Annotated in this window: 18 protein-coding genes; 6 read left to right on the top strand and 12 right to left on the bottom strand. The window is 42.6% G+C overall.

What is annotated here, in order from left to right; genetic code table 11:
- Positions 1-26 precede the first annotated feature (26 nt).
- Together EHV08_RS05825 and EHV08_RS05820 are read left to right on the top strand one after the other, a co-directional pair.
- A complete protein-coding gene (locus EHV08_RS05825; protein ID WP_126678482.1) occupies positions 27-1,127 on the top strand; it encodes a DUF262 domain-containing protein in 1,101 nt (366 codons plus the stop codon).
- On the top strand, positions 1,114-1,797 hold the full coding sequence (locus EHV08_RS05820; protein WP_126678481.1) for an MAE_28990/MAE_18760 family HEPN-like nuclease: 684 nt from the start codon (positions 1,114-1,116) through the stop codon (positions 1,795-1,797). Before EHV08_RS05825 ends, EHV08_RS05820 begins: the two co-directional genes overlap by 14 nt.
- A 145-nt stretch (positions 1,798-1,942) precedes the next feature.
- Here the strand turns inward: EHV08_RS05820 and EHV08_RS05815 are convergent, their stop codons facing one another.
- The 3 genes from EHV08_RS05815 to EHV08_RS11440 all read right to left on the bottom strand — a co-directional run bounded on the left by EHV08_RS05815 (position 1,943) and on the right by EHV08_RS11440 (position 4,374).
- Complete coding sequence (locus EHV08_RS05815; RefSeq protein ID WP_455430454.1) at positions 1,943-2,479, bottom strand: transposase; 537 nt, start codon at positions 2,477-2,479, stop codon at positions 1,943-1,945.
- Positions 2,480-2,748: 269 nt separating this feature from the next.
- Complete coding sequence (locus EHV08_RS05810; protein ID WP_126678479.1) at positions 2,749-3,756, bottom strand: hypothetical protein; 1,008 nt, start codon at positions 3,754-3,756, stop codon at positions 2,749-2,751.
- Between the two features lie 45 nt (positions 3,757-3,801).
- On the bottom strand, positions 3,802-4,374 hold the full coding sequence (locus tag EHV08_RS11440; protein WP_158676059.1) for a hypothetical protein: 573 nt from the start codon (positions 4,372-4,374) through the stop codon (positions 3,802-3,804).
- A gap of 1 nt (position 4,375) precedes the next feature.
- On the opposite strand from EHV08_RS11440, the gene EHV08_RS11435 reads away from it, so the two are divergent.
- The gene (locus EHV08_RS11435) at positions 4,376-4,594 is read left to right on the top strand and encodes a hypothetical protein (RefSeq protein WP_158676058.1); all 219 of its coding nucleotides are present in this window, start codon (positions 4,376-4,378) and stop codon (positions 4,592-4,594) included.
- Between the two features lie 173 nt (positions 4,595-4,767).
- On the opposite strand, the gene EHV08_RS05800 is transcribed toward EHV08_RS11435, so the two are convergent.
- From EHV08_RS05800 to EHV08_RS05760, 9 genes are all read right to left on the bottom strand, one after another.
- On the bottom strand, positions 4,768-5,286 hold the full coding sequence (locus tag EHV08_RS05800; protein ID WP_126678477.1) for a retropepsin-like aspartic protease family protein: 519 nt from the start codon (positions 5,284-5,286) through the stop codon (positions 4,768-4,770).
- A gap of 28 nt (positions 5,287-5,314) precedes the next feature.
- A complete protein-coding gene (locus EHV08_RS05795) occupies positions 5,315-5,986 on the bottom strand; it encodes a hypothetical protein (RefSeq protein WP_126678476.1) in 672 nt (223 codons plus the stop codon).
- A 32-nt stretch (positions 5,987-6,018) separates the two neighbouring features.
- Positions 6,019-9,555 (bottom strand): hypothetical protein, encoded by a 3,537-nt coding sequence (locus EHV08_RS05790; protein WP_126678475.1) that lies wholly within the window; start codon positions 9,553-9,555, stop codon positions 6,019-6,021.
- Positions 9,556-9,558: 3 nt separating this feature from the next.
- A complete protein-coding gene (locus EHV08_RS05785; protein ID WP_126678474.1) occupies positions 9,559-11,103 on the bottom strand; it encodes a hypothetical protein in 1,545 nt (514 codons plus the stop codon).
- 142 nt (positions 11,104-11,245) lie between these two features.
- Positions 11,246-11,689 (bottom strand): hypothetical protein, encoded by a 444-nt coding sequence (locus EHV08_RS05780; protein WP_126678473.1) that lies wholly within the window; start codon positions 11,687-11,689, stop codon positions 11,246-11,248.
- A 3-nt stretch (positions 11,690-11,692) separates the two neighbouring features.
- The gene (locus tag EHV08_RS05775) at positions 11,693-13,195 is read right to left on the bottom strand and encodes a hypothetical protein (RefSeq protein ID WP_203227056.1); all 1,503 of its coding nucleotides are present in this window, start codon (positions 13,193-13,195) and stop codon (positions 11,693-11,695) included.
- A gap of 450 nt (positions 13,196-13,645) precedes the next feature.
- Positions 13,646-14,761, bottom strand: coding sequence for a hypothetical protein (locus tag EHV08_RS05770; protein ID WP_126678472.1), 1,116 nt, complete (start codon positions 14,759-14,761; stop codon positions 13,646-13,648).
- Between the two features lie 73 nt (positions 14,762-14,834).
- Entirely contained in the window at positions 14,835-17,519 is a 2,685-nt protein-coding gene (locus EHV08_RS05765; RefSeq protein ID WP_126678471.1) for a GEVED domain-containing protein, read from the bottom strand.
- A 76-nt stretch (positions 17,520-17,595) separates the two neighbouring features.
- Entirely contained in the window at positions 17,596-19,011 is a 1,416-nt protein-coding gene (locus EHV08_RS05760; protein WP_126678470.1) for a fibrobacter succinogenes major paralogous domain-containing protein, read from the bottom strand.
- Between the two features lie 324 nt (positions 19,012-19,335).
- On the opposite strand from EHV08_RS05760, the gene EHV08_RS05755 reads away from it, so the two are divergent.
- From EHV08_RS05755 to EHV08_RS05745, 3 genes are all read left to right on the top strand, one after another.
- Entirely contained in the window at positions 19,336-20,154 is an 819-nt protein-coding gene (locus tag EHV08_RS05755; RefSeq protein ID WP_126678469.1) for a pyridoxamine kinase, read from the top strand.
- A gap of 757 nt (positions 20,155-20,911) precedes the next feature.
- Positions 20,912-21,121, top strand: a complete 210-nt coding sequence (locus tag EHV08_RS05750) for a hypothetical protein (RefSeq protein ID WP_126678468.1) — start codon at positions 20,912-20,914, stop codon at positions 21,119-21,121.
- 195 nt (positions 21,122-21,316) lie between these two features.
- Entirely contained in the window at positions 21,317-23,641 is a 2,325-nt protein-coding gene (locus EHV08_RS05745; RefSeq protein ID WP_126678467.1) for an outer membrane beta-barrel protein, read from the top strand.
- Positions 23,642-23,750: the final 109 nt, after the last annotated feature.

Below are 23,750 nucleotides of genomic sequence, written 5' to 3'. Positions count from 1 at the left end.
ATTTCATTCATAATATAATATTGCATATGAATACATTAAGTACAGAGAGACAAAATAAGATTCAAGAACAATTATCCAATGAACAAAAATTGGTTTCTTTTGATATGCGAGAACTCACTATAGAGTTTTATGTCACAAAGTATCTTAAAAATATAGAAAAAGATGACAATGAAATATATGTGCCTGATTATCAACGCGAATTTGTTTGGGATATTACCAGACAGTCTCGATTTATAGAATCATTGTTATTAGGATTACCTGTGCCTTTTATATTTACGGCAGAAATTCTGGAAACAGGACGTCTTGAAATTGTTGATGGTTCTCAACGTATTCGTACAATGGCTGCATTTTTATCAAATGATCTTCAATTAAAGGGACTTGAAAAATTGACGGAGTTTAATGGCATTAAATTTGGGCAATTACCTTCTGCTACCCAACGAATGTTTAAAAATATTGCTATTCGTATGATAGTTCTATCTTCTCGTGCCACAGAAGAAGTACGAAAAGAATTGTTTGATCGTATCAATACCAGTAGTGTTGCTTTGGTTCCTATGGAAACACGTCGAGGTGTTTATCGGGGTGAATTTATGACTTTTATAACTGAACTTGCTAAAAGTGAAAAATTTAAAGCCTTGTGCCCTTTTAATAAGTATTTAGAAAAACGACATGAAGAAGAAGAACTAATCTTGCGCTTTTTTGCATTCATTGATGCGTATCCTGACTATCACCAGGTTGAATATAAAGGAGTTGCAAAATACCTTGATGAATATCTTGATAACGGAAATAAGAATTTTACGGATGACGAACTAAATAATAAGAAGGTTGCATTTGAGCAGATTGTGGATTTTATATCAAAGACTTATGAAGGACAGGGGTTTGCCAAGAAACCAAACGCAGTAGGTGTTTCTAAACCATATTTTGAAGCAATTGCTATTGGTATATATATGGCTTTACAAGAAAATCACGATATTCAGCCACATAAATTAGATTGTCTTATTGTTGACAAACATAATAGGAATGATTTCTTTGAAACCATAGAAGGACGCTACCGCACTCATACGGCAACAAAAATATTGAAAAGAATAAATTACGTGAAAAATTCATATTTGGCAGATGCAGAAAAATAAATTCAATCAAAGTATTGAGGACATCAATGATTTTTTTTCTTTATTAGAATTTATTGATTCTATTGAAACATACAAAAAGATCACATTGCGAAATCCATTAGTGCTTTCTTCACTATTAGTTACTTCAACTCAACAAAAATGCATGAGAAGTCACGCTATTTTGATATTATACAATATCGTCGAAGCAACAGTTGTAGAATGTTTTTTGGCGATAAATGATGCGATTAATGATGAACATCTTAAATATTATGAACTTGAAGATTCTTTGCGTGACCTATGGTTAAAACCTATTATGACCAATGGAGATTCAATTAAAACCCGTATTACAAAAACTAAAAAAATAATAGGCCAGATAAGCTCTGATATACATTTCGATGGTGTGATAGGACGTTTTAATGGGAATGTTGATCTTAGAACGATTCTTAATGAATGCAAAGATTATAATTTACAATTGGGAGCCATACCAAATAAAAATGAAGTCGCTTCTACATTGAGAGTAGTTAAGGATGCACGAAACAACCTTGCTCATGGGAATGTAAGTTATTCTTTTTTGGGATCTAATATAGTGTTTTCTGATATAAAAAAGTATAAAGATGACATATTAGATTTTCTTCCATTTTTTATAAATCGAGTTGAGGAATATATTTCAAACAAGGAGTATAAAAAATAAAATGGATAAACAAATTGGAGTATTTTTAGGTAGATCTGGTCTATATTTAGATATTACTGTCCGGTAAACCTTATATCGTATAAAAATCCTTTCGGGATTGTCTTTAAAGGGGTGATTCAGCATTCATTTTTGAAAACCAAGCTCCCTAATCAAATAACTCAAGTTCTTTTGGTGGTGAATTTTCCTTTTCTACCATTATTATGAGTTCATCATTCTTAAAGTTATTGCTCAGCAGAACAACTGACTTATGTGAGTTATTACTCCACAATTCCACTCGTCTTGCCTTGTGCATTATCTCTCCCTTCTCAAAGAGAATCTTCTTGTCAGTATGCATAACCAGCCCGTCAGGACTTACATAGGTTACTGATGATAGCTCCTTATATGTGAGATTCTTCTTCATCTTAGTCACATAGCATACTCCTTCCTCTGTAAGTCTCTGGAACTGTGCATAATCTACGTATGCCCTGTTCATTGTAAGGGTTGCATCTTTTGGAAGATGCACTTCTTTAAGTAGATAATGATCATGCGTAGCTGCAGATGTAAGCTGTACACCCATGGGAACGCCAACATGATACTTCATTACCGTATGAACCTTCATACCTCCTTTCTTCTTACCACTCTTAGGATGTCTGCCTACTTCTTTGAGGATGTTGTCAAAAAGGGTAATCATAGTTGAATCCATCATATACAGAAGTTTCTCCCATGTCTTCTGTTCACCTTTTGGGCGACTATCCGCTAAAATGTGTACTTTTGCCCATGTTATTGAAGTTTTTTTGCAGAAACAAAAGTAACAAAAAAAAGAGCTAAATCCATGTGAAGATTTTAGCCCATAACTTTTATATGCTGAAAAAAAGGTTTATCGGACAGCAATATATCAAAAAAATCGGTCATTAGGATTTCTCGTTGCATCATGATGCATCTAAAAGTCCTAATGACCGATTCTTGTTAATATCAGTAAGTGACACTGATTGGCACTTTCTGTAGTTCTTTCGTTGCCGTTCCTTTTAAATCCTTTCCTTCTCGTTTGAGGTTTATCTTTATGAGTTCTTTGTCATTTGTAGCGTTGAGGAAGAACTCGTCGCCGTATTTGTCACCGGATATTTCGAGTGTTATATCACTACTTTTATATACCAGTTTTCCTGTTACGAAGCCTCCGGAGGTGACATTGAGGGTCAGAGTGATGTCGTCATTGGCCATTGTTCCCTTGCAGTTATAATTGCCACCGGCCTTTGCCACGTCTTTCTCTGCCTTTTGTTTTTGCTCTTCCGTGAGTATCTCCCGTTCTTTCACAGTGGTGTTACTGTTGCCTTCGTCTCCGGTATCTGTCACCGAACCGTTTGCCGTATGGGTGTTGTCGGCATTTTGTTGCGCTTCGTCTTTATAGTCAGAGTTGCCGATAGATGAAGCCTCGTCGGTCGGTTGAATGGTTATGTTATTCTTGGTTTCCTCCACATGCTCCTGTTCATCGTTGTAGGAAGAACTGATTGTATTGAACAAACTCTTGCCTGCGAACGAAATTATTGCTATCGTGAGCACTGCAAGAACAGCCACAACAAGGCATCCCAAGGCAAACATCTTTCCGCAAGATGACTTCTTTTTCGGTGGTGTGGGTGGTGTAGGCGACTTGCGTACAGGTTCTTCCGGTTTATTCTGTACGGTTAGGGGCGATTGTGGAGGCACTACATTGGGCTTGTTTTGAGGTTTCGGTTCGTCGGAAGGTATGTATTTCAGATGGTCTTCCGGAATTGATGTGGGAGGAATGTTATCGGGCGATGGTGTATGAACGTCGGTTACCCGCGACTGATTTTCGCTGTATGTGGGAGCGACTTCAGGAGTATCAGGCGACTGTATAGTGGTCTGTATTGCACCGCAACGGGGACATATCACTGTGACTTCCTGTTGATTGTCGCAGATATTGATGTCATATTTGTATCTGCATTTAATACATCTTATTTCCATAATATTAGGTGTTATATGTTAAGCGTAAATCAATGAATGTTATTATCAGTGGGTTGATAACTCGAATTTGAATTTTTTCCGGTTATAACTCTTGAATGTTCCGCTGAATGTACCGTCAGAATAGAGTGTTCCGTAGAAGTCTCCGGTATGATCGCCCTCCACGTTATATTCGCTCATTGTGACCACTCCGTTTTCTTCCACAATACCATGCAGCGTGAGTTGTGTGTGACTTCCGCGCAGCACATAATAGTAATTGCCGTCTATCTTGCTCCCGCGTTTGGTAAGATTCATCACTATCGGCAACTGCTTTTTGGGACCTATGATATAGCCTTCGAAGCGGAATGTGGAGTTGCCTGTTGTGCTTATTGTCATCGTTGACGGTTCAGTCACGTTTGCGATGCTGTCCTCCGGTATGTCGTTCTCGTCTTTTCCGAATATTTTTGACATGCCATAGATAAAGCCAAGGCCTATTGTCGTTATGATTATGAACAGTACAAATGCAGAAAGACGGCGCGAAGAACCTCCGTTGGATTGCGGCGAATAGTTATGCCGTGCGGGTTGGTGAGCCGGGTTTATATTGCTGTATGATGATTGTTTGTTCTCATCTTCGGTTTGCATTTTGCTTTGTTTAAAAGCAGAGGGGGCAGAGGGAGGAGTGTTCCCGGGGTTTGAATTGTGTGGTAACTCCGGTGTATCTGATTGTGACGGCATAAATTCCGGTACTTCCGGAACTGCGGCTTGCGGCATAGGTGGCACAGCAGACGAACTTACTGAAACCTGTGGAGGTGTCTGTTCCCTGCGAATGTCATCTTCTGTTACTTCAAATGAGAATGAATGACCGCATCGCGGGCAAATCGAGAGCACCTCTGTTGTTCCTGATTTCAGTGCTTCGCTGTACTTAAATCTGCAATGTGGACATTTTATTTGCACAACCTTCGATATGTTAAAAGTTAAATGTGAAAAAACTAAGCCTTATATTAAGGACGTTTATTTGTTGTGGCAATGATGCCGTTACTCGAATATCAGGTAGCCGTTCTTATAGTCGAGTGAGACCTTTCCGAACTTAGATAGTGCCGTTTGTCCGAGCAACAGTGGTGCGTTCTGGGATTCTATCACCGCTGCTTCCACGTTTCTTATGGTTCGGTTGCCTATCTTTACCTCTTTCAGTCGTATAACTGTGCCTTCCGAAAGACTTCCGTCGGCAGTCTGATAACTCTCTCTTCCTATTATATCATTCTTTGTTAGGAGTCCCTGTTTTGCGAGAAACTGCGCCTCGGTCTGTGAGATTGTGATGCTGGAAGCACCGGTGTCGAATACGAATTTCATAGGTACCCCATTCACTGTTGCCGGCATAACGATAACCCCACCCTCGCGTTCCATCTTTATCTTCTGCGGTTTTCCGCTATGGCGTGATGTTGATGTCTGTTCGGTGTCGTTCTCTCGGTGCTGTTTCTCGCTGCCTCCTCGTGGTCTGTATTGACACGATGCAAGGACGAGAACCGTGATAATGAATAATGATACCTTTCTCATTCTGTATATTTGATATGCCTGCAATTCCCTATTCAAACCTTACCGTGGCCTTCTCCACTACCCGCCAGGAGTTGCCTTCGCGCACAACCTGTCCCTCTTTCACGTTCACGATGTTGCGTGGGGCATTCTTGTTGTTCTCCACGCGACACACAGTCTTCACTATCTGCGATATTGAAATCATTGCCGTAGCAAGTGCATCGCGGTTGTCGTAGAAGATGAAAGTGCCGTTGTTGCCATCGACCGTGGTCATCTGATATACCGTTTTGCCTACTCGAGGCTGGGGGAATGTCTCGTGGAAGACACCATCAGGGGATGGAGGAGGGAGGTATTGTGTCAAAGGTTCTGTCTTGGTTTCGCTCTGAAAGTCTCTCCTGTTGGAGTCGAGCGGAGGATTGATGGTTGAGAGACAGGGGGCGTTGTCCGGGCTATCGAATCTCTCCGATGGGGTAGATAGATTCTCTTGGACAGGCTTGTCCGATTTGTTAGATAGTTCCGATTCAAGTTTCTCAATCCTCTCTTTAAGGGCCTTTATCTCCTTGTCATATTCCTCTGCCGTTATATATACATGCGTTTGCTCATCGTTTTTGGCTAATTTTCGCATAACGAATTTGATAAGCCATGTGGCAACCGAATATATAACGAAGAATGCCAGTACATAAACTCCTATTAAGAGTATGATGTTTTGACCGTCTTGCTCCATATAAATCTCCCTTTATATAATATAAAATAAAATTAATTCAAGTTCTCAATCAAGTTGTAACGTATAGAACCAACAATGGGATAGAAGAAGAGGGTGTCAGAGATCTCATCGTTATCATTCTTTTCCTCATTGTTTTTCTGTGCCGCTTCCCAGCCCTGTATGAGGTGATGTTCAAGGTCACGGTTGACGAGTTCGCGGAAAGTATTGATGCTCTTCATGTCCACGAGGAATCGGTCGGTGACGTGAATACGGTCGCAGAAGCCCAAGAAGAACTCATTGTATCGTCTCACTTCTTCCACCACTTCTGCCACAATGGTCTGTCTGCGGTTGACATCGGCCATGTCGGAGTAGGTTATTCTTTCACGATTTATTAGCGAGAAATTCGTGCGAATAGTATTATCGTAGTCGGCCAGTTCGCTGTTAATCTCCTTCACCTGCATCATTCCGCTCTTGTCGCGTACCTGATACAATCCGCCTTGACATGTAATCTGCTTCGGACGGGTCTTCTCTTTCACCACGGCGAACGCTCCGTTATCGTATTTCTCTTCGTAGATTTCCTCGATTATCGTCTGTGTGAGCAGGTCGAGTTCTTCTTGCGAGCCAACAATGTCGAGCACTTTCGACCCCGTACCGCTGAACATAACGTTGCGTGGTTTCTGCAATCCACGCTTTTTCATCATATTTGCCACGTAATATATCAGCGTGACATAGAAATATATGAACAGCAACTTGCGTGCAGAGTCGGTATTGAGCAGTTCGTTGTATGAGAATACCGGATTATTCTTCGTGGCCTTGTTGTTCTCTACCGAGAATAGGAAGGCGTTGATGTCCTCACTCTTGCGCTTGGCTGTGATGTCATCGAGGATACCATTCAGTTCGCCGTATTTGTCCTCATCGTTATCGAATAGGTTCTTGAAATAGGTCACATATTTCTTTAACATCGGGTTTGTATCGCCTTGCGGCACATCAGAATAAGCATCGCCGAAGATAGAGTTGGCGGCAAATCGGAACGATGTGAGCAATGTGGGGCGTGCGGAGTTCTCCTGAAATACGGCCACGTCGCTCGTTCCGCCACCTATGTCGATGCTTGCAACAGTTGATGCGGCAGCCTTGAAGCGGTCGGGATGGGTTTTGTAGAAGTAGTAAGGAGCGATAGATTCGGGCATCTGTATGAGATTATCATCGGTTGCCTCAATACCGAACACGCTCTTCATAATCTGTCCCCATGTTCTCTTTATATTCTCTATGTTGCCTTGCTGCATGCTGAGAGGGTAGAACCACACCAGCCTTGTCTTGCGCATGTCACCACCGTCAAGCAGCACTTTGGCTCTGATAAGCAGTGCCAGTTCGGTAAGGTAGCATGATATGCGCTTTTTGTTTGCCGGATCGGTGCTCCATTTGAGGTTCGCTTTTATCCGGTTTCCTATCCCGATGCTCTCTTTTTCGTATATGAACGGAATGTTGGCATCGCCCAATGCCTCTATGCGGTCAATGGTCATGGTGTCGAGACGCTCACATTCGGACAGCACTGTGCGCTGTGGGAAACCGTAATCTTCTCCCATTACCTTTGGTATGAACTCCTGTCTCATCACTATTTCGAACAGATATTTCGTCTGGTCGCTACCATTATACAGCGTTGCTATCAGTCGTTCGCGACTTTCGTTCTCTATTTTCAGAGGTTGTGGCAACTGCTCATCGCGCATGCTTTCTACGTGAGTGTTGGTAGTTCCGAAGTCAACGGCGAAAGTGAATGCCGATGTTCCGCCCTCGCCTTCTATCCACTGCGGTGTCACCAGTCCCTCGGCAATGCGCATTCCTCGGTCGTCGCTTACCACGATGTTCATCAAGTCGAAGTCGGTATCTATGCTGTAGAACGTAGATCCCATGTTCTTTATCCGTTTAAGGCTGCGTTGCCTTGTCACGGGCTCGTCTATACGTTGTTGCAGTCCGTTGCGATAGAACTCCAGCGAGAGGTCGCTCGCAGCGAGATTTCCCAGTGCACGGTCAATCAACTGCACATGATAGCGATTGAAGTCTGCACGTTTCACGAATGGGAAGATGGCGAGCGAGAACGAAACACTTACGAACTTACCATAATTATTCGTACTATCGTATGTCAGGTCGCCGTTCACCGCCTCAACATATGTGCGTTGCAGTGTGATGAAACTGTATGGACTTTTCTCCGTTTTTCGTACCCTTATGCGCAGTATCGCCTTCACCGCCTCCTGTCCGGCAATGCGCAGATGCTGCATTTCGAATATCGGCAGACCGGCAATCGTGCCCGTCATAAGGTCTTTCATCGTGAAATATTTGAAGAATACCGGCTTCAGGGGCAGCAGGAAACTGTTGTTGTCCACGTCACGACTATGTGCTTTTATGTTTCCATCGAAGAAACACTCGTTGTCAACGGGGAAGTCGAGTTTTATCATTGTCGGCCGGAAGAAGTCGTCATCGGTAAGCCAAGGATACTGATGGGTTGTCGATGGCAGAATACGTTTGTTGATGTCTTGCTCCCGAAACATTTCCGGTGTTATAACGGTGGAGTTCTCCCACGGATAGGTAACGTATATGAATGGGTCGCTTGCCAGTGTGTTAAGGTCGTTCTGCAATACCAACGGCCTGCGTGTTTCTGCCAAAGCGTCGGGTTGCGAGGGCACTATAACGAAGTCGCTCTCGGCAATCGCTGCGTTCACATCCTCCTGACGACAGCGGTAAAGCGGGAAACCAAGCACGTTGACACCATTCTCTATCGCAATGTAGTTGCGGTTAAGATACTCGCGAGCCTTCAATGCACTCTCTTGGTCGGATGCCTCAGGGTTGCCGATTTCGGTTATTATCTCGTTCCGGGTCTTAGCATAGTCGAGCCCCATACGCTCCAACATCTTGAAGTTCTCTATCAGATAATTGTTCACCTCGCTGCACATACGCTTCAGTTCGGGGAATGCAGTGAACATGGCATATACATATTTCACGAACTTCGGATTGCGTTCCCATAGGTTTCTCCACTCTCCGAAGAGCACCTTCCCTTGTTCCACCTGTATCTGTTCCATGCAGTTGGCATTGGGCGAAGCCATGAAAAGCGATGCCGGCGACGTGCTTCCCAACACCTGATTGCCATATACGATGAAATAGATGGACATGTTACGTGAGAAATTATATGCCGTGGCATCTTGCTCGATGAACATCTGCAGCGTCTCGCCAAGCAGTCTGTGGGCAGGGTCATTGAGCAGCATTTGCAGGTGTTGCATGTTCCATTCCACGAGTTGCAAGCCATACATGGACTTCATTTCATCGAAGTTATGGAACATCTGCGCAATGTCCAAGGCCTGCGAAACAAGTCTCATGTCCATGCGTGTTCCTAACAGTCGCGGGTCTTTCGCTATGTGTTCGAAGGCGTTTTTTACAAGGTCGAGTTGCGCGAACGGACTGGGTATCGCCGTCTTGGGATTCTCGGCTTGTCCGCCATTCGGGTCTTTTATTGCCTTGATGTCGTCCTCGTTATATTGTCCTGTCAGCGGAAACCAGTCCTCGCCGTTGCTTTTCCTGTTGTATGATAGTACGTTGTCCATGTCCTATACGATTGAGTTGTACTTCTTGTCGATGATCTTATCAGTCGCTCTGTCGAGCAAATCCATCAGTCTGAACATCACGTTGGCATTGCTGTAGCGTGCTTGTTGACTTGCCGCTTTCGACTCGTTGTTCAGTGTTTCCTGCATTGTCTTATACGAAATCTTGCTCTTTAGGAATCCTGTAACGGGAGCAATGTCCGAAAGACAGTCGTAGAGTTCGCGGGTATATAGATTGAAAGGAGCAAACTGTCGCTTGTTCATTGCCATTTCCTGCAGCCACTGTCGGTATGCCGTGAAGAAACTTCCTGTGAGCGAACTATATCCCGATGTGCTGAGGAACGAGCGTTGTATCTTTGGTGTGTCGTCGGTGTAGGCCATCTTTCCGATGTCTTCGCCGAAAGAATATGTGAGATACATGAACGCGAGGTGGAACTTTATCAACTGTCGGTTCACCACGAATCGTGTGCGTTCGCCAAAGTCCATCAACGAAAGAACCATCTTGTCGTTACGCAGTCCGTATTCCTTGAACGCTGCGTTTCGCACCCTGCCGTTGTCTGTTCGCAGTTTCTCATCGCTCATCGACAGGAAATCGAGGATAGCCGTAGCACCCACATATTCCACGAAGTGTGCATCGTTGCGCTGTCCGTTCTGTCCAGGGTCGTTCTTATAAGGATTGGAAACTACCTCGTCGCCGAGATAATAACAAGCATTAACGCTTGACCCCAACATTCCGTCTTTCGATCCGGTGAGATTCACTCGGTAGTAATCGAGAGCCGATTTCGTTTTGCTTATGAAGTCGGCAATCGTTATCTGACTGTTCTTGTCTTGCTCGATGTTGAAATAAGGCAGTACGGTAAGAGCACCAATCTTTGCATCGACGAGTGTCCCTTTGTTTGCCACGGTATGATTGTTCACAGCGTTGCGTATGTTCTTCACTATTATTGGATAGCCTGCAGCACCTGTTCCACCGAAGATACTGCTCACGATGAATACGCGGTCCCCGGCACTTAGCACGTTGGCAAACTGCTTGAACTCTTCCGAATCTTTAAACTGATTAAGTGCCACGCTGCCTATATTGGGACTTCCCACGAAGCCGATGTCCATCTTGGTTTTCAGTTGTTCGTTGCTGAAAAGCATGCTGCACAGGGCTTGGTTGGCACTGTCAAGGGTGTTGTAACTTATGAAGTCGCGGAATTCCTTTGACGCGATACTCTCCAGATTGAACACGAACGAGTCGTTGAGAACCGTATCGCGGTTCAGATCACTAAGCGTAGAAATCCTCGTAGCGAAGAAACCACGTTCCACCTTATCGCTACTCGCGTCACCATAGATGCTGTTACGTATGTCCTTATACCAGCGCAGCAGGTCATCGGTGCGTTTAAGATCTTCGTTGGCCTTGTGCGGATCCATTATTATCGGAACCACTTCGAGATTTTTTATTGCGTTCCCGTTCTCGTCTATCGGTCGTATGCCTGCCGCGAGTTGCATTATCAGTGGTTTCAGCACGCGCGACCCTGTGCCGCCCACGAGGAAAAGAAATAGTCTCATTGTTTCATTTTTAATTTTAACAGAGTTCGCGTTTACATGACAGTTTGTCCACTTATTTCATTTCTTATGACTATAAATGAGAGCATTGTCCGTACTCCTCAACTCCTAATACTCCTAAACTCCTTAATCCTCAACTCCCTCTTTACTGTGGTATCGGTGTATGTCTGCAGTTGCTGCTCCACCACCTCATGGCGTATGAAGCAACGATGAAGAGAACAACCTCCACCATTATGTTAAGGAATGAGAAATGTATCAGTTGCATGGTGTATTCGTAGTCATACTCATTGAACACGCTGTTCGGATAAACAAAGGTTGCCGTGGTAGCGAACAGCACGGTAATACCGAGGAATATCAGCCAGTGATACCAGCGTGCGAAGGCCACGGAGTTAATGGCATAATAGTAGATTGCAGCCACCGCCCATGCCAATATCGAGGTTATCAAGGCCACAGCGAGATACATGTTCTCTTCGTACATGGCCTGCGAGAACTCCGTCTCATAATACAGGATTTCGTATATTTGCATCGAGAAAACGATGTATAGGATTGTAATCACAAGTCCCGTAATAAGAAAAATACCGTTCTTCATTTCTTATCTTTTCATTTTTAGTTTCAAATCAAAGTAATAAGGTTCGCCGTCAGACAGTTTCTTGTAACTGTCATATATTCCCTGCAAAAGATATTTCAAACCGAATGTGGTGTTTGGGAAGTCGGCCGCAGCGAAGTTTGTGTCATCTTCCGACGAACTCTCGGCAATCCATTCGGGCAGTCGGTTGAGCAGTCTGATGCTCACTTCTTGGTCTTGTTTCATGGCACTCATCTTCAGAGTGATTATATGTGTGGCTTTATCGAGATATTTCTTGTTGTTTGAGTTGCGGTCATCCGAACCTATTACGCGAATCGATTTTATCTCTATCGGGTCGTCGCTTTTCACCAAGTAGTTCTTCGGATTCGTGAGATAGTCGTTCTCTATGAGCATCGAACCGAGGTTTACGGCCACCTCTATCTGCAAGTCGTCAGAGTTACGGTCGGCCTTCACGTCCTCTATGCTCGTTATGCGCTCCGTCTGCCCTTTGGTGGGGCGGAATTCTCCGCGACTCTCCTTGCCTCGCAGCATCACCGTGTAGAAAGGCTTATAAGCATCACTGGCATCGAAAAGGTATTTGTGCTCAAAGCCTTCAAGTTCGCCGAACCTCGCGAATGCCGCATATTGCGGGTCGTTGGTGAGACGTGCTATGTCGTCGTTGTCGCCCACGATGAGCACGTAATATGGTCGTTTACCGTGATATTCTTTGCCGTTCGATGGAGTGTTGTACGGATAGTAGTTTCCCGAATATGTGCCCGACATTTTCATTATAAGCATCGACTTGCGCCTTGCTTTTTCCTTGAAGACGGCATTTGCCACTCCCTCGGCCTCGTTCAGCACCTTCTGTTTGTTCACTGTGGCAAGGTCGCGGGTCGAATATATCATGTCAGAGACAAGTATGCTCAGTTCGTTTGACTCGTTCTTGTTGAGTATCGAGTCGAGTATAAGGCCGAAATCGGTATATTTCGGATCGCCGATTCCCTCTGTTGTCTTGAATATATTGTTGTCTTTGACGAATTCCTTGTACGACTTTGGGTATTTATAAACAGCATCGTTCACTACGAATATTGTGTTGTCATCGTTCTCCGAAGGCAGCGAGTTGAGCATCTTCACGATGGCTTTCTTGAACTCTCCCGCGGTCTGTGGCGAGTCGTAATTCACCATACTGCCCGAACGTTCAAGGTAGAATTTCACCGTGAGGAATTTCTTGTCCGCCTTACCCCAGAATGTTATTTCTTTCTGGTCTTTCCCTTTCGAGAACAATTTCCTTATATATTCCTTAACTGCTTCCTCGTCTGGCTTGCCGTCTTTATAAAATTCCTTCATGTGAGCCTTGTTGGCATCCATGAAGTCTATAATCTTCCGCCAGTCGTCACTGTCTATGGTGGCATCGTCTTCGGCCAGTTCTCGCACGAGCGAAGCCAGTTCTTTCTTACTGCTGTCGGTACAAGCCGTTACCAAAGGCAACATTATCGCCACGGCAAGGGCAATATTGAAAATTCTTCTCATTATGGTTTTCAATTTGGTTCGCATCAGAATATAATATGTATTCAAATTGCAAAAATACAAATTTTTACGTTCCAAATCAATATTATCAATGCTATTTTTTGTTAAACATCTGCTTTGAATCATATTCCACGTTCATGTTCCACAGCCCTGTTTATCAGTTTTCCTGCTTTCGTTTTACTTCTTTTTCTATACCTGTCAGACTCTCATCTTGATGCTTATTCTAATTATGTTGAAAATCCCGAGAAGACAAGACTCGCTTTATAAAATCCTATCCGCAATGAGTGTTTATCGGCATTGCGGATAGAACTTTCTGCTCTTTATATTTTTAGCGGACATAAAAATATTTGTCCATACAAATCTTACACTGAGTAGCGATATGCGCAAATAAAAGTCTGCAACCGTTTGTATGCTGCTTAATACGGTTGCAGACGTAAAAAAACGAGAAGAATATCAATTCGTGTTCAGAACTCTATAGGTTTTATTACCTATTTTGACGATGTATATACCTCTGCCAGGAAGCGTGATATTGCCTGTTCCTTCACCGACAAGCATACCTGTTGCATTGTAAACCTTGACAGGTAACATAACTCCTTCAAGATGGAGAATTCCACCCTCGATGTATATTCCTTTGTCTTGAGTTAGGCATTCAATGCCACTTGGGTCTTCGTCGAGATGAACTCGTTGCGAGTCATAACTCACCTTTCCATCCTTGTAACTTGCCACACTGAATGCGTATTTCTCTGTTGGAGCAAGTTCGGTAGTGTTGATGTAGAGTTTGGCGGCTGTAGGGTCATTTGCAAAGTTTGCGTCGGAATATATGGCAGTTGCTTCTTCTCCTGATTTAAGTTCCTGCCATACGCGCAGGTCGTCGAAAAAGTAATAAAGTGCTTCTCCATTGCCGGCGTCGCAACCTTCGAAATAAATATCGCAGTGTTCAATTCCGCCTTCAAGCGTGAACTCATGCTCTACCCATTCCGTTGTAACGGGTACGGTATGGGAATTGATGGCCACATTGGGAATTACATCGGTATTTCTGATCTGAACTATCAGGCTCTTTGCCCTATTGTCCCCTTTGATTTTGAACTTTACCTTTACTTTTCCGTCGCCATTCCGCAAGTCGAGTATCGGAGAGACTAAGCTTCCGTTGACAATAGCGTGATACCAGGCATTGTTAAGCCCCAGTACTCCATTGGCATAGACGGCATTCATTGTTCGCCATCCACATCGATTTGTCACTTTCAGCACGTCCATCTTTATTTCTCCCTGTGTCGTCCCGTTGTCGTCGGGATTGTCGGTTGTATAGTCGGAAACAATGAAACTGAAATCGGTGTTGATGTAATCGAATGCCTCTCCGTTGGTTTCTGCCTTGCAAGTGACAAAAGTCTTCACGAGATAGCCAGCTACATTTGAGACAGGATTCCAATTTGCATTGAATCCATATTCGGTAATGTCTGATGCTGCGCGAGGTGTTGGTACAGGCAGTTCCGGATCTATTATGTATTGAGCAGTAAGGTTCGTACTATACATGCCCAATAAAAATGTAAGAATTAGACTAAATTTTTTCATAAGTAATGTTTTTTGAGGTTTAGGCGAGAGGGGAAATCTTATAGCAGCAATAAGTTCCCCACTCTCTATTTTTTTATTTTATCATGAATTTCCCAGATGTAGAACTGTTATCTTTATAGACGGCCTTCACGATGTATATGCCTTGCTGCAATCGGCTTATATCAATACTTCTTGCATCATATTCTATAGCGAGCATGGTGCCACACATGTCGAATATAGCCATATAGCTGATGGGCTTTGATGAAGTTGAAGTGAGTTGACGGCCGGGTGTTATGCTGAACATCGGTGTGTCGATTCCTTTGAGCATAGTAATGTGTGAAGAATCCGTCGAACGTAGATAAACGGGAAGTTTGAACAACGAGGCCAGTGGGTCGTTAGTTGTTATCTTAATGCTTGCTTCATAGAGATTGTCTTTCAAACCATAGGTATTGATGTGCAACTTCACGTTATTGTTTTGTCCGGCTGCGAGTGTCAATTCTTGTTTGTCGAGATTGAGCCAACTGACAGCAGGCGTACGCTGTCCGGTGACATTGCCTCGTATAAGGATATTGCAGTCTGTTCCCAAATCGGCCAGCGACCACCAATAGTTGCTGTTTTCTATGGAAATCATGTCGCCGAAACCTATACTTGCCGGTCCTTGATCGACTCCCACAAGATAATTGATACCTTTGCAACCTTCCAGTGCTACGCCGATCCATAAATCTTGGTCGGCTATATTGACAGGATGTTCGAGTACGATGTGATTCCAAGAGTTGGGCTGTGGAACGAATTGTTGTTTCACTATAGGTTCACCATTTGTATTCTGGGTTCTCCCTTTCCAAACTACAACGAACGACTTTCTTGCCGCTGATGCGATATAGACATCAATGCTCGAAAGTTGCATACCTGAGATGTTTGCCAGTGCAGTGCCGGGGAAATGTTGTGCAAACGATACATATACATTGTCTGCTCCGACATTGCTGCTATAATCGCCTCCGTAACTGAGTACGATATTCGTATCTTCGGTTGGTTCCTTTGGATATCCGACAGTTTGGCATCCCTGTCTGCCGACCGAAAGCACAGGTTTTTGAGTCTGCGTAGGATTGCATGTCGGAGATTTATATACGGGCCTGGTATCAGGTGAGAAAGGCAGTCGATAGAGTACGGAAATATTTGCGTGCAACGTTTCCGAACCGTCATTTTTCATATTCAGAGTATGCTCGCTTGTCTCACCGACGTTCATCTCAACATCTAATTCCTTGCTCCCTAACGATAGTGCAGGGGTAAAAGCAGGACGGACTACGGTCAGAGTATAATCTTCCGTCTCACCATAGTAATAGTTACCGCATGGTGAAGTATCCGTATTGCTCAATACTATTCTCATACACTTGTCACCTGGCTCGGCATATATCTCTTCGGGTATCTTTATGTCAATTGTGTTTTGAGTGACATAACCGATGAATTCGCCCACGTCATCAAACAGTCCGTTACCATTCCAATCCACCCATACTTTGACAAAGTAACCATTTCCGGCAATCCGGTCTATCGTCATGGTAAGCTTTTCGGAGGGCTTTATCTCGGTTTTCAGATTACGGAAGTCGGAATATTGCGACCATTCGGAAGGGTTGTCTATCGTTCCCACCGTGACCCGCTTTATGTACTTGTATTTCTTGTCGTAAAGACTCTGTGAACTACATACGTCCTCAATGTTTGTTGTAGAGAACGCTATTGTTTGCGGAGCGAAGAGTTCATCGCCTGGGGTAATGTTCCGTAACGTATAGTGATGTGTGCCGATAGCCGAGCAGTCTATGCGATTTTTGAATGTGTATTTATATGTATCGCCTTGTCGAATAGTTGCATCAACAGTTTCTGTATGCAGCAAGCGTTCGTTTTCATATAGTTCGAGCATAGCATCCGATATGTCCGTCGTGCCATAATTCCGCAACTCTACCTGAACTTTGGCAAACTTTCCGCGTTCGGTCTGAGACGGACTCAACATTCGGGTGAACTTCAGTCCCTTTTGGGCGAGAGGCTCGTTCTGACTGCCCAGAAAGCAATAATTGAACCCGCCGTTGAACCATTTAATCGGTTGTCCTTCCTGCTCGTAGGAGATTAGCCCGGGATGCGAGATTGATGAATCGTGAATCGTGCAGAATGAACTTTGCGGATGGTCTCCCATATCAACAGCGCATACACTGACGAAGCCGCTTTCCATCCTCACTTTTTCTTTCAGGTTCATCTTGAAAGCGTAGATAGGACCGACCGGTTCGCGTCCCTCCACGCCCCAAGTAGCACCGGTTTTCTCTCCTATAACGTCAATCTCTTCTCTGTATATCAAGTTCCCTGGAAGGCCCGTTGGTGCAATCTCCCAAAAAGCAACCTCGAGACGTATCGGTTCCAACATGTTTCCTTCTGAGTCAAGATGGAGTCTTTCGGTAGAAAGTTGAAAACTTCCGTCGGCAAAGATACCGAATACCTGCACACCATGAATGAGAAACCGATTGTCGGAAAACGTTTGATAGTCTCTCGTTTTTCCGTTGACATATCCCTGATCTGATCGGTTGATGCCTTTCATTCGCGCGTTAGGGTCGAAGGCTTCAGAGTGGATGGTGTTTTCCGGACAAAGAAGATCTCCTGTTACAGACGATTTAAGAATGGTTGATGAACGACCAATCGTTATCCTGCGTGATACGGGATTGTCATTTTTTGCTGTAAGCTGACTGGCAGACAATAGAAGTAAGCCTGCCAAAATAAGTGTATATAGTTTTTTTATTTCCATACGAATAAGTTCTTGGATTTAGAAATAATATTAGTGAAAATCCCTACAATATTCGGAAATTTATCCACAAACGTGTTTAATCGGCTACGCAACGAATAGAATGCGCAAAGGCTCGGTTACCCATTGCCTTTACCGTCAGGAATCTCGGATCGAGTTGGAAAGCGAGACGGAAAGCTATAGGCGAGTTGTCCATTCCGAAGAAAGGATCAGTAACATATTCTGCGGTGGACGACCATACAAATACACCTCCTCTACCGATTATATTGCATCCCGAGTCAAACTCTCTACCGCTACCCGAAGCAGGCCACCAAGCCGTGTTTCCCTCAAATGTATAGGTGGCACCGCTCAAATCTTCTTTTGTAACCAACTTCTCCAAAGGCTCCTCCCAGTCCGAGGTCTGCGGAACATGGTATCCGGCCGGACTCGGGTCATAATCCGTCTTCACTGCACCCCACAACTTAAGATCAATCGTATTGTTCCAGTCGCACGATTTCGGGTCACAGAAAAACATTGTTGGTTGGGCGATTGCCTCGTCTATATTTACGGCATGATACTCGAATTTCCATTCAAGTCCATATTTGGGATTGAGTATAGTCCACTTGCGCGACTCATTGAAAGCATCTGCTTTATTCCATTCAGTTTCTTCATATCCGCCAAAGAACGGAACTATGCGACCCCATTGCCACAGCAGACCCCATGTCTTCTTTCCGTCGGCCGGATCTGCGCTGAGCGCACCAAGGTTACGATCCATGAAGACCTTTCCGTTTTCATATTTCATTGTCTTCGGTATTTCCGTACACCAAATATGCCATACCCAGACGATTTTTCCCGTTGTATCGAAAGCTGCCAAAATGATGCTCCCTCTCTCACCTGTTGCATCGAGAAGCACGCGCTCTCCATCGAACGAAACATTTTTCAATAATTTTTGTTCATTGCTCTCACCTACCTTTGTCGACCATATCCAGTCTACCTTGTCGATGTTTGCAATCGGCTTTCCGCTAACGTGCAGTGGCACGAAACTATACTTTCCTGCTTCAGGGACGATATAGCAGTTCGCTCCTTCGCCCAAATCCTTCGCCGGAATCTCAGTAGTTTTGAATTCGGCACGATACGCCTTTGGCGTAGAAAGCTCATCTTTCATGAATACTACAGCCGTATAATCCATATTCGCAGCAAGCGTATCTGGTGTGAAAACAGACGCTCCCTTACTGGGTGTAATCATTGTGTTAGGGGACGAAAGCAATCTGATAATCCCTGCATCGTCCAAACCCTTTAACATCTCGGAACGCACGACTTTACAGAAATAGTAAATGTCTGTGTTCGATGGTGTAACAGTTACCTTGGCACTGTTCGACGTAACGTCTGTTACATTGATGGTAAAATTAATCGGCACCTGTGGTATTTCGGGCGAATCGTTGTCGCTACAGCCCACAACCATAAAACCGATAATTAAACTGATGACTAACAAAAGAATTTTCTTGTGGTTTTCCATAAGATAAAAAATTTAAAGATTAGATACTAAGAAAGATTAGATATTTTATAATAATGTGCGATTATCTTTTTTGTATTATTAGATAGTTTCATCACGAAACCGCTGCAAATATATAAAAATATTTTCTATGCCACAAATTTTTTGCGCATAAATTTCGTTTTTTTTATTCGTTTGTATTCTCGATTGTAGTGACTCCCCTGCAAAATAAGCACCTTGTCAGAGATCTTCGATTAGTTTTGTATAAGTTAATATTTGTCTGATCTTTTCGTTTAACTCGTTATATTTTTGTAATTTTGCAGCGCTTTTTAAGCCAATGAATACATAATGACAAAGAAACAGATACTTCTCATCAATGACCTTGCCGGCTACGGAAAAGTGGCCACGGCGGCCATGCTGCCCATACTCTCATATATGGGATTGCCGGTTTATAATCTCCCCACTGCACTTGTCAGCAACACTCTCGACTACGGAAAGTTCAACATAATGGAGACCACCGACTATATGGAGGGCGTGTTCCCTGTGTGGAAACAACTTGGTTTCTCTTTCGATGCCATTGCCACGGGCTTCATTTGCAGTGTCAGACAGGCACGAATGGTGGCATCCTATTGTCGCGAACAGGCAGCATCGGGTACCACAATCTTCGTTGACCCAATCATGGGTGATGAAGGGAAACTGTATAACGGAGTGACACCGGAACGCGTAGAGTGTATGAGAGAAATGGTTGAGGTGGCTCATCTCATATTCCCCAACCACACCGAGGCGGCATATCTCACCGATACACCGTATAAAGAAGAGGGTGTCACGCCGCAGGAGGCGCGCCAATTACTCGATGCTCTACTCGCAATAGGCACTCGTTCGGCATTGATAACGAGCATAAAGGTTGACGGACAGCCGTCGGTGGTGGGCTACAACCATGCCGATAACGAGTATTTCTGCCTGCCATACAACGAAATTCCTGTGCATTTCCCAGGTACCGGCGATATGTTCTCTGCAATTCTCATCGGTCATCTGCTTAATGACAAATCGCTGAAACAGAGCACTCGCGAGGCAATGGATGCACTGTCACGACTGATAGAGGCCAATAGGGAGAACGAAGACAAAAACAGAGGAATACCGGTAGAGAAGTATCTCAACCTACTGTAATCCCTTTACCCCTTTCAACTCCACCAAATATTAACGACAAATTCATGTCTCATTTACGGACATTTACGTTCAAATCTTCAACGTAAATGTCCGTAAATGCTTTAAAACAAGGATTGTTACGCCAGTGCGGGGTAAGAAAGTTGTTTAAAAGTTGGTAATCATCGCTTATTATGCTTGTAATTATTTATAAATCAGCAATATAAAGTTCTAACAAGTTTCATTAATCACCAAATTTACAGACACTTATAATTCATCGATCTCACGTTAAGATAAGAAGTCGCGCATACTCTGCACTCATTTCCCATTAACAATGACATAAGTAATCGTATATAAGCCTTCATGGAGCATTACGCCACCAACTTGAATGTAATTTGGGCGAAATTGGTCAGCAAAATCGCCCATTTTAGTCAGCAATTTCGCCCAAATTGCTTTCCGAAACATGGCAAAACGTAAAACAGTCATAGATATTGAAAAGAAATATAAATAAAAAATTGTTCGTATGTATTTATTCGTGAATTCCAATTAGAAGTGCAACATTTTGCAGTGAGACGCAAGTTTTCAAACTATGAAAACACCGCGGAGGTTTGTCATGCGGCCGGAGACGCTATGCCTCCAAAGAGCATGCCCGGGTTTAACGACGAATAAAGAAAGAGATAGAAACATTTGTTCCTCTCCCCAAGATTAATTAATTTTGTATTGCACCACTAGTAATGAGCGACCAAGAGATGGGTTTGGTGAAAGCATTGATAAATTGGAAGTGGATATCATAGTAGGAAAAGACAGAAAAGGAGTAATCGTCACATTTGTTGACAAATACAGTTCACTGCTTCTAATGAGAAAACTTGAGACGGAGAAAAAGGCAGCCCCATTGGCACAAACTGTAATAAAAATGACGAAAGAGGCAAATATACCGGTCAGAAGCATTACAACGGACAACGGAACAGGGTATGCCGGACATCAGGAATAAGGCAGATTCAGGATAAAATAAATGGAATACCAAGAATAAAGATAGAATTTAGGACACCAAATGAAGTCTTTTCAGAATATTTTCTTTAATTTTGCACTTGCTTCTTGAATCAGCCTATACATATCCTATTTTATAAAATAATATTACAAACAAAACGCAATATAAAATCGAACAAAATTGTTATTGAATACGCCCATGCATTATAAAGTTATTTTTTTGCTTTTCTCTACAATGGTATCAACATCGTCTCTTTGGGGACAAAATATATCCGGAAAAATTGTGGGTGATAGCAATACATCTATCGAATATGCAAGTGTTATTTGTGTATCACTTTCAGATACAGCTAAAGTTATCACCTCTACCTATAGCAAGGATGATGGGACCTTTATTTTAGACTGTTCTTCACACAAGAACGAAACTTTGCGCTTGAAGATTAGTTCTGTGGGGTTTCATGCTTTTCAAATTGATGTTCCCTCTGATTACGTTTTTGAGAATCCAATAGTTCTGAAAGAGAATGCAATAGCATTGCAGGAAGTTACCGTTTCCGCATACAAGAGAGCTATTACTATGACGGAAGGAAAGCTTGGTATTGATGTGGGCAAACTAACCTTAGGTATTACCGATAATGTTATGGATGTACTCAAGAGAACTCCTGGTATTGTGATTTCACCTGAAGGCATAAAGGTTCAAGGAAATGACCCACTTGTTGTCATTGACGGAGTAAAACAAAGAATGCCGATGAGTACCCTTCTTAACTATTTGAAATCAATTCCTGCATCCCAATTGAAAAAAATCTATATAAAAAGTGTGGCAACAGCAGAAAATAGACTCTCCGGAGAAAATGCGACTATTGAAATCCTGACAAAAGAAAGAGTGAAAAGTGGTTTTAATATAAGCAATACGACACACGGAACACTTCTGCGTAATGAGGCATACAAGTGGGGAGATTATATCGATCTACGAGGTAAATATGGAGACTTGTCGGGAAGTGCATCTTTGGGATATGCGAAATCTTCTCTTCTCACAAGAACAAAGGATTTATGCTCTTATGAACAAGTTGATAAATTACTGAATCAGAAAGAGACACGAAACAAAGATGCCTATTTTGGGGTACTGAATCTTACTTGGACACCTAAAGCTTTAAATGGAAGTTTGAATTATTTTGCATCTTACTATGTAGATGATTTGCATCACAAAAGTCAAGAAACATACAAAACGGGGGAGATTTTAGATAAATCAACATCTCGTTGTATAAGGGATTGGACAGATTTGCTTTCTACTAATATAGAGTACCTGTCAGCAGACACGTTGAAGCATCAATTTAAAGTTTCATATGGTTTGCTTACTGGTGGCGACAACTATAGTCAAATCTCAAATAACAGCTTGGGAAATTCTCTTATGATTGATAAAAAAATGGGAGGATATAGACATATAGTAGAAGCCCAATATAAAATGAAACTCCCGAACTTTGTATATACTATCGGTAGCCAGTCTTATTTCTCTAAAATGAGTGAAACAGTTATATCTCAAAAAGAAACTGACTTTACTGTATGGGAAACCATCATGGGGCTATATATGTCAGGGAGATTTAGATTTCACCAAAATTTGTCGCTGTATTTGGGACTACGAGCAGAGTATGAGCATTATAAATATATAACAACGAATATATCAAAAAATAGAGAATGGAACTTTGCTCCATATCTAACCATGGATTGGAAAATAAGTAATAATTTCAGCACTTCTTTATACCTTACAATGAAGAACAACCGTCCGGGATATTTCTCCATGCTTCCCGGTATTACTTATTATAGCGACAATGAGTATAGTCTTGGAAATCCTTACCTAAAATCTTCCATGCAGTACGACTTTAAAATACAAAACCTACTCTTTAAATATGTTGTTGTTTCATTAGGAGCACGTTTAAACTCCAACACATTCGGAACGACCTATAATTTAGATAACAATGGAATAAGATATACTCAACCGAAGAATTATGCCGACCTATTATATCTCTATGGGGATATTTCTGTACCATTTTCTTTCATGCAAGGAAAACTTAACGGATCGTTGTATCTTTACCTAAGAAATCTCAGTTATCATGATGTGATAAAAGAAATCAAATCGTCAGAATCCAATCCAAAGGCCAATTGGTATGGAAGTGGTAATTTGTATGTTTCCTATCAAATAACAGACAATTTTGGCTTTTACATTAATCCTTTCTTCAAAACACGAAACAATTTATTGCAAGTAAAAAAGAAAGGCTCAATGAGCATAGATATGGGTATGCAATATACCTTGCTAAAAAATAAAAATTTAGCCTTTGCGCTCACAGTAGAAGATCTTTTCAATCAACTAAAACTCGAATCTTTATATAATTATGGCCAAGACATTCAGGTTATAAACACTATTGCCCCGAATACTCAGTGTGTTCGTTTGTCTATAACTTATAATATTGGTCATGACAGTAAAAGTATTCGTGTAAATAAAAATGAGAATGACACTTCTAGATTTATGAAATAAGGACATTAATGGAGAAAATAGATTATACATTATTGAGAAATTATATTGAAAGTATTAATAGTCTTTATACTTGCGAATATAATTCTTCATTTAATAGTTTACATGAAGG

Origin of the sequence: Prevotella koreensis, assembly GCF_003977605.1 — a bacterium.
In the GTDB taxonomy this organism is placed as follows: Bacteria; Bacteroidota; Bacteroidia; order Bacteroidales; family Bacteroidaceae; genus Prevotella; species Prevotella koreensis.
The sequence above is the reverse complement of the archived record's forward strand: the minus strand, read 5'-3'. Positions and strand labels throughout refer to the sequence as shown.

Coding starts and splice junctions, on each gene's coding strand:
- EHV08_RS05825 (WP_126678482.1), top strand. CDS start 27: ATGAATACATTAAGTACAGAGAGACAAAATAAGATTCAAGAACAATTA.
- EHV08_RS05820 (WP_126678481.1), top strand. CDS start 1,114: ATGCAGAAAAATAAATTCAATCAAAGTATTGAGGACATCAATGATTTT.
- EHV08_RS05815 (WP_455430454.1), bottom strand. CDS start 2,479: ATGGATTCAACTATGATTACCCTTTTTGACAACATCCTCAAAGAAGTA.
- EHV08_RS05810 (WP_126678479.1), bottom strand. CDS start 3,756: ATGGAAATAAGATGTATTAAATGCAGATACAAATATGACATCAATATC.
- EHV08_RS11440 (WP_158676059.1), bottom strand. CDS start 4,374: ATGCAAACCGAAGATGAGAACAAACAATCATCATACAGCAATATAAAC.
- EHV08_RS05800 (WP_126678477.1), bottom strand. CDS start 5,286: ATGAGAAAGGTATCATTATTCATTATCACGGTTCTCGTCCTTGCATCG.
- EHV08_RS05795 (WP_126678476.1), bottom strand. CDS start 5,986: ATGGAGCAAGACGGTCAAAACATCATACTCTTAATAGGAGTTTATGTA.
- EHV08_RS05790 (WP_126678475.1), bottom strand. CDS start 9,555: ATGGACAACGTACTATCATACAACAGGAAAAGCAACGGCGAGGACTGG.
- EHV08_RS05785 (WP_126678474.1), bottom strand. CDS start 11,103: ATGAGACTATTTCTTTTCCTCGTGGGCGGCACAGGGTCGCGCGTGCTG.
- EHV08_RS05780 (WP_126678473.1), bottom strand. CDS start 11,689: ATGAAGAACGGTATTTTTCTTATTACGGGACTTGTGATTACAATCCTA.
- EHV08_RS05775 (WP_203227056.1), bottom strand. CDS start 13,195: ATGAGAAGAATTTTCAATATTGCCCTTGCCGTGGCGATAATGTTGCCT.
- EHV08_RS05770 (WP_126678472.1), bottom strand. CDS start 14,761: ATGAAAAAATTTAGTCTAATTCTTACATTTTTATTGGGCATGTATAGT.
- EHV08_RS05765 (WP_126678471.1), bottom strand. CDS start 17,519: ATGGAAATAAAAAAACTATATACACTTATTTTGGCAGGCTTACTTCTA.
- EHV08_RS05760 (WP_126678470.1), bottom strand. CDS start 19,011: ATGGAAAACCACAAGAAAATTCTTTTGTTAGTCATCAGTTTAATTATC.
- EHV08_RS05755 (WP_126678469.1), top strand. CDS start 19,336: ATGACAAAGAAACAGATACTTCTCATCAATGACCTTGCCGGCTACGGA.
- EHV08_RS05745 (WP_126678467.1), top strand. CDS start 21,317: ATGCATTATAAAGTTATTTTTTTGCTTTTCTCTACAATGGTATCAACA.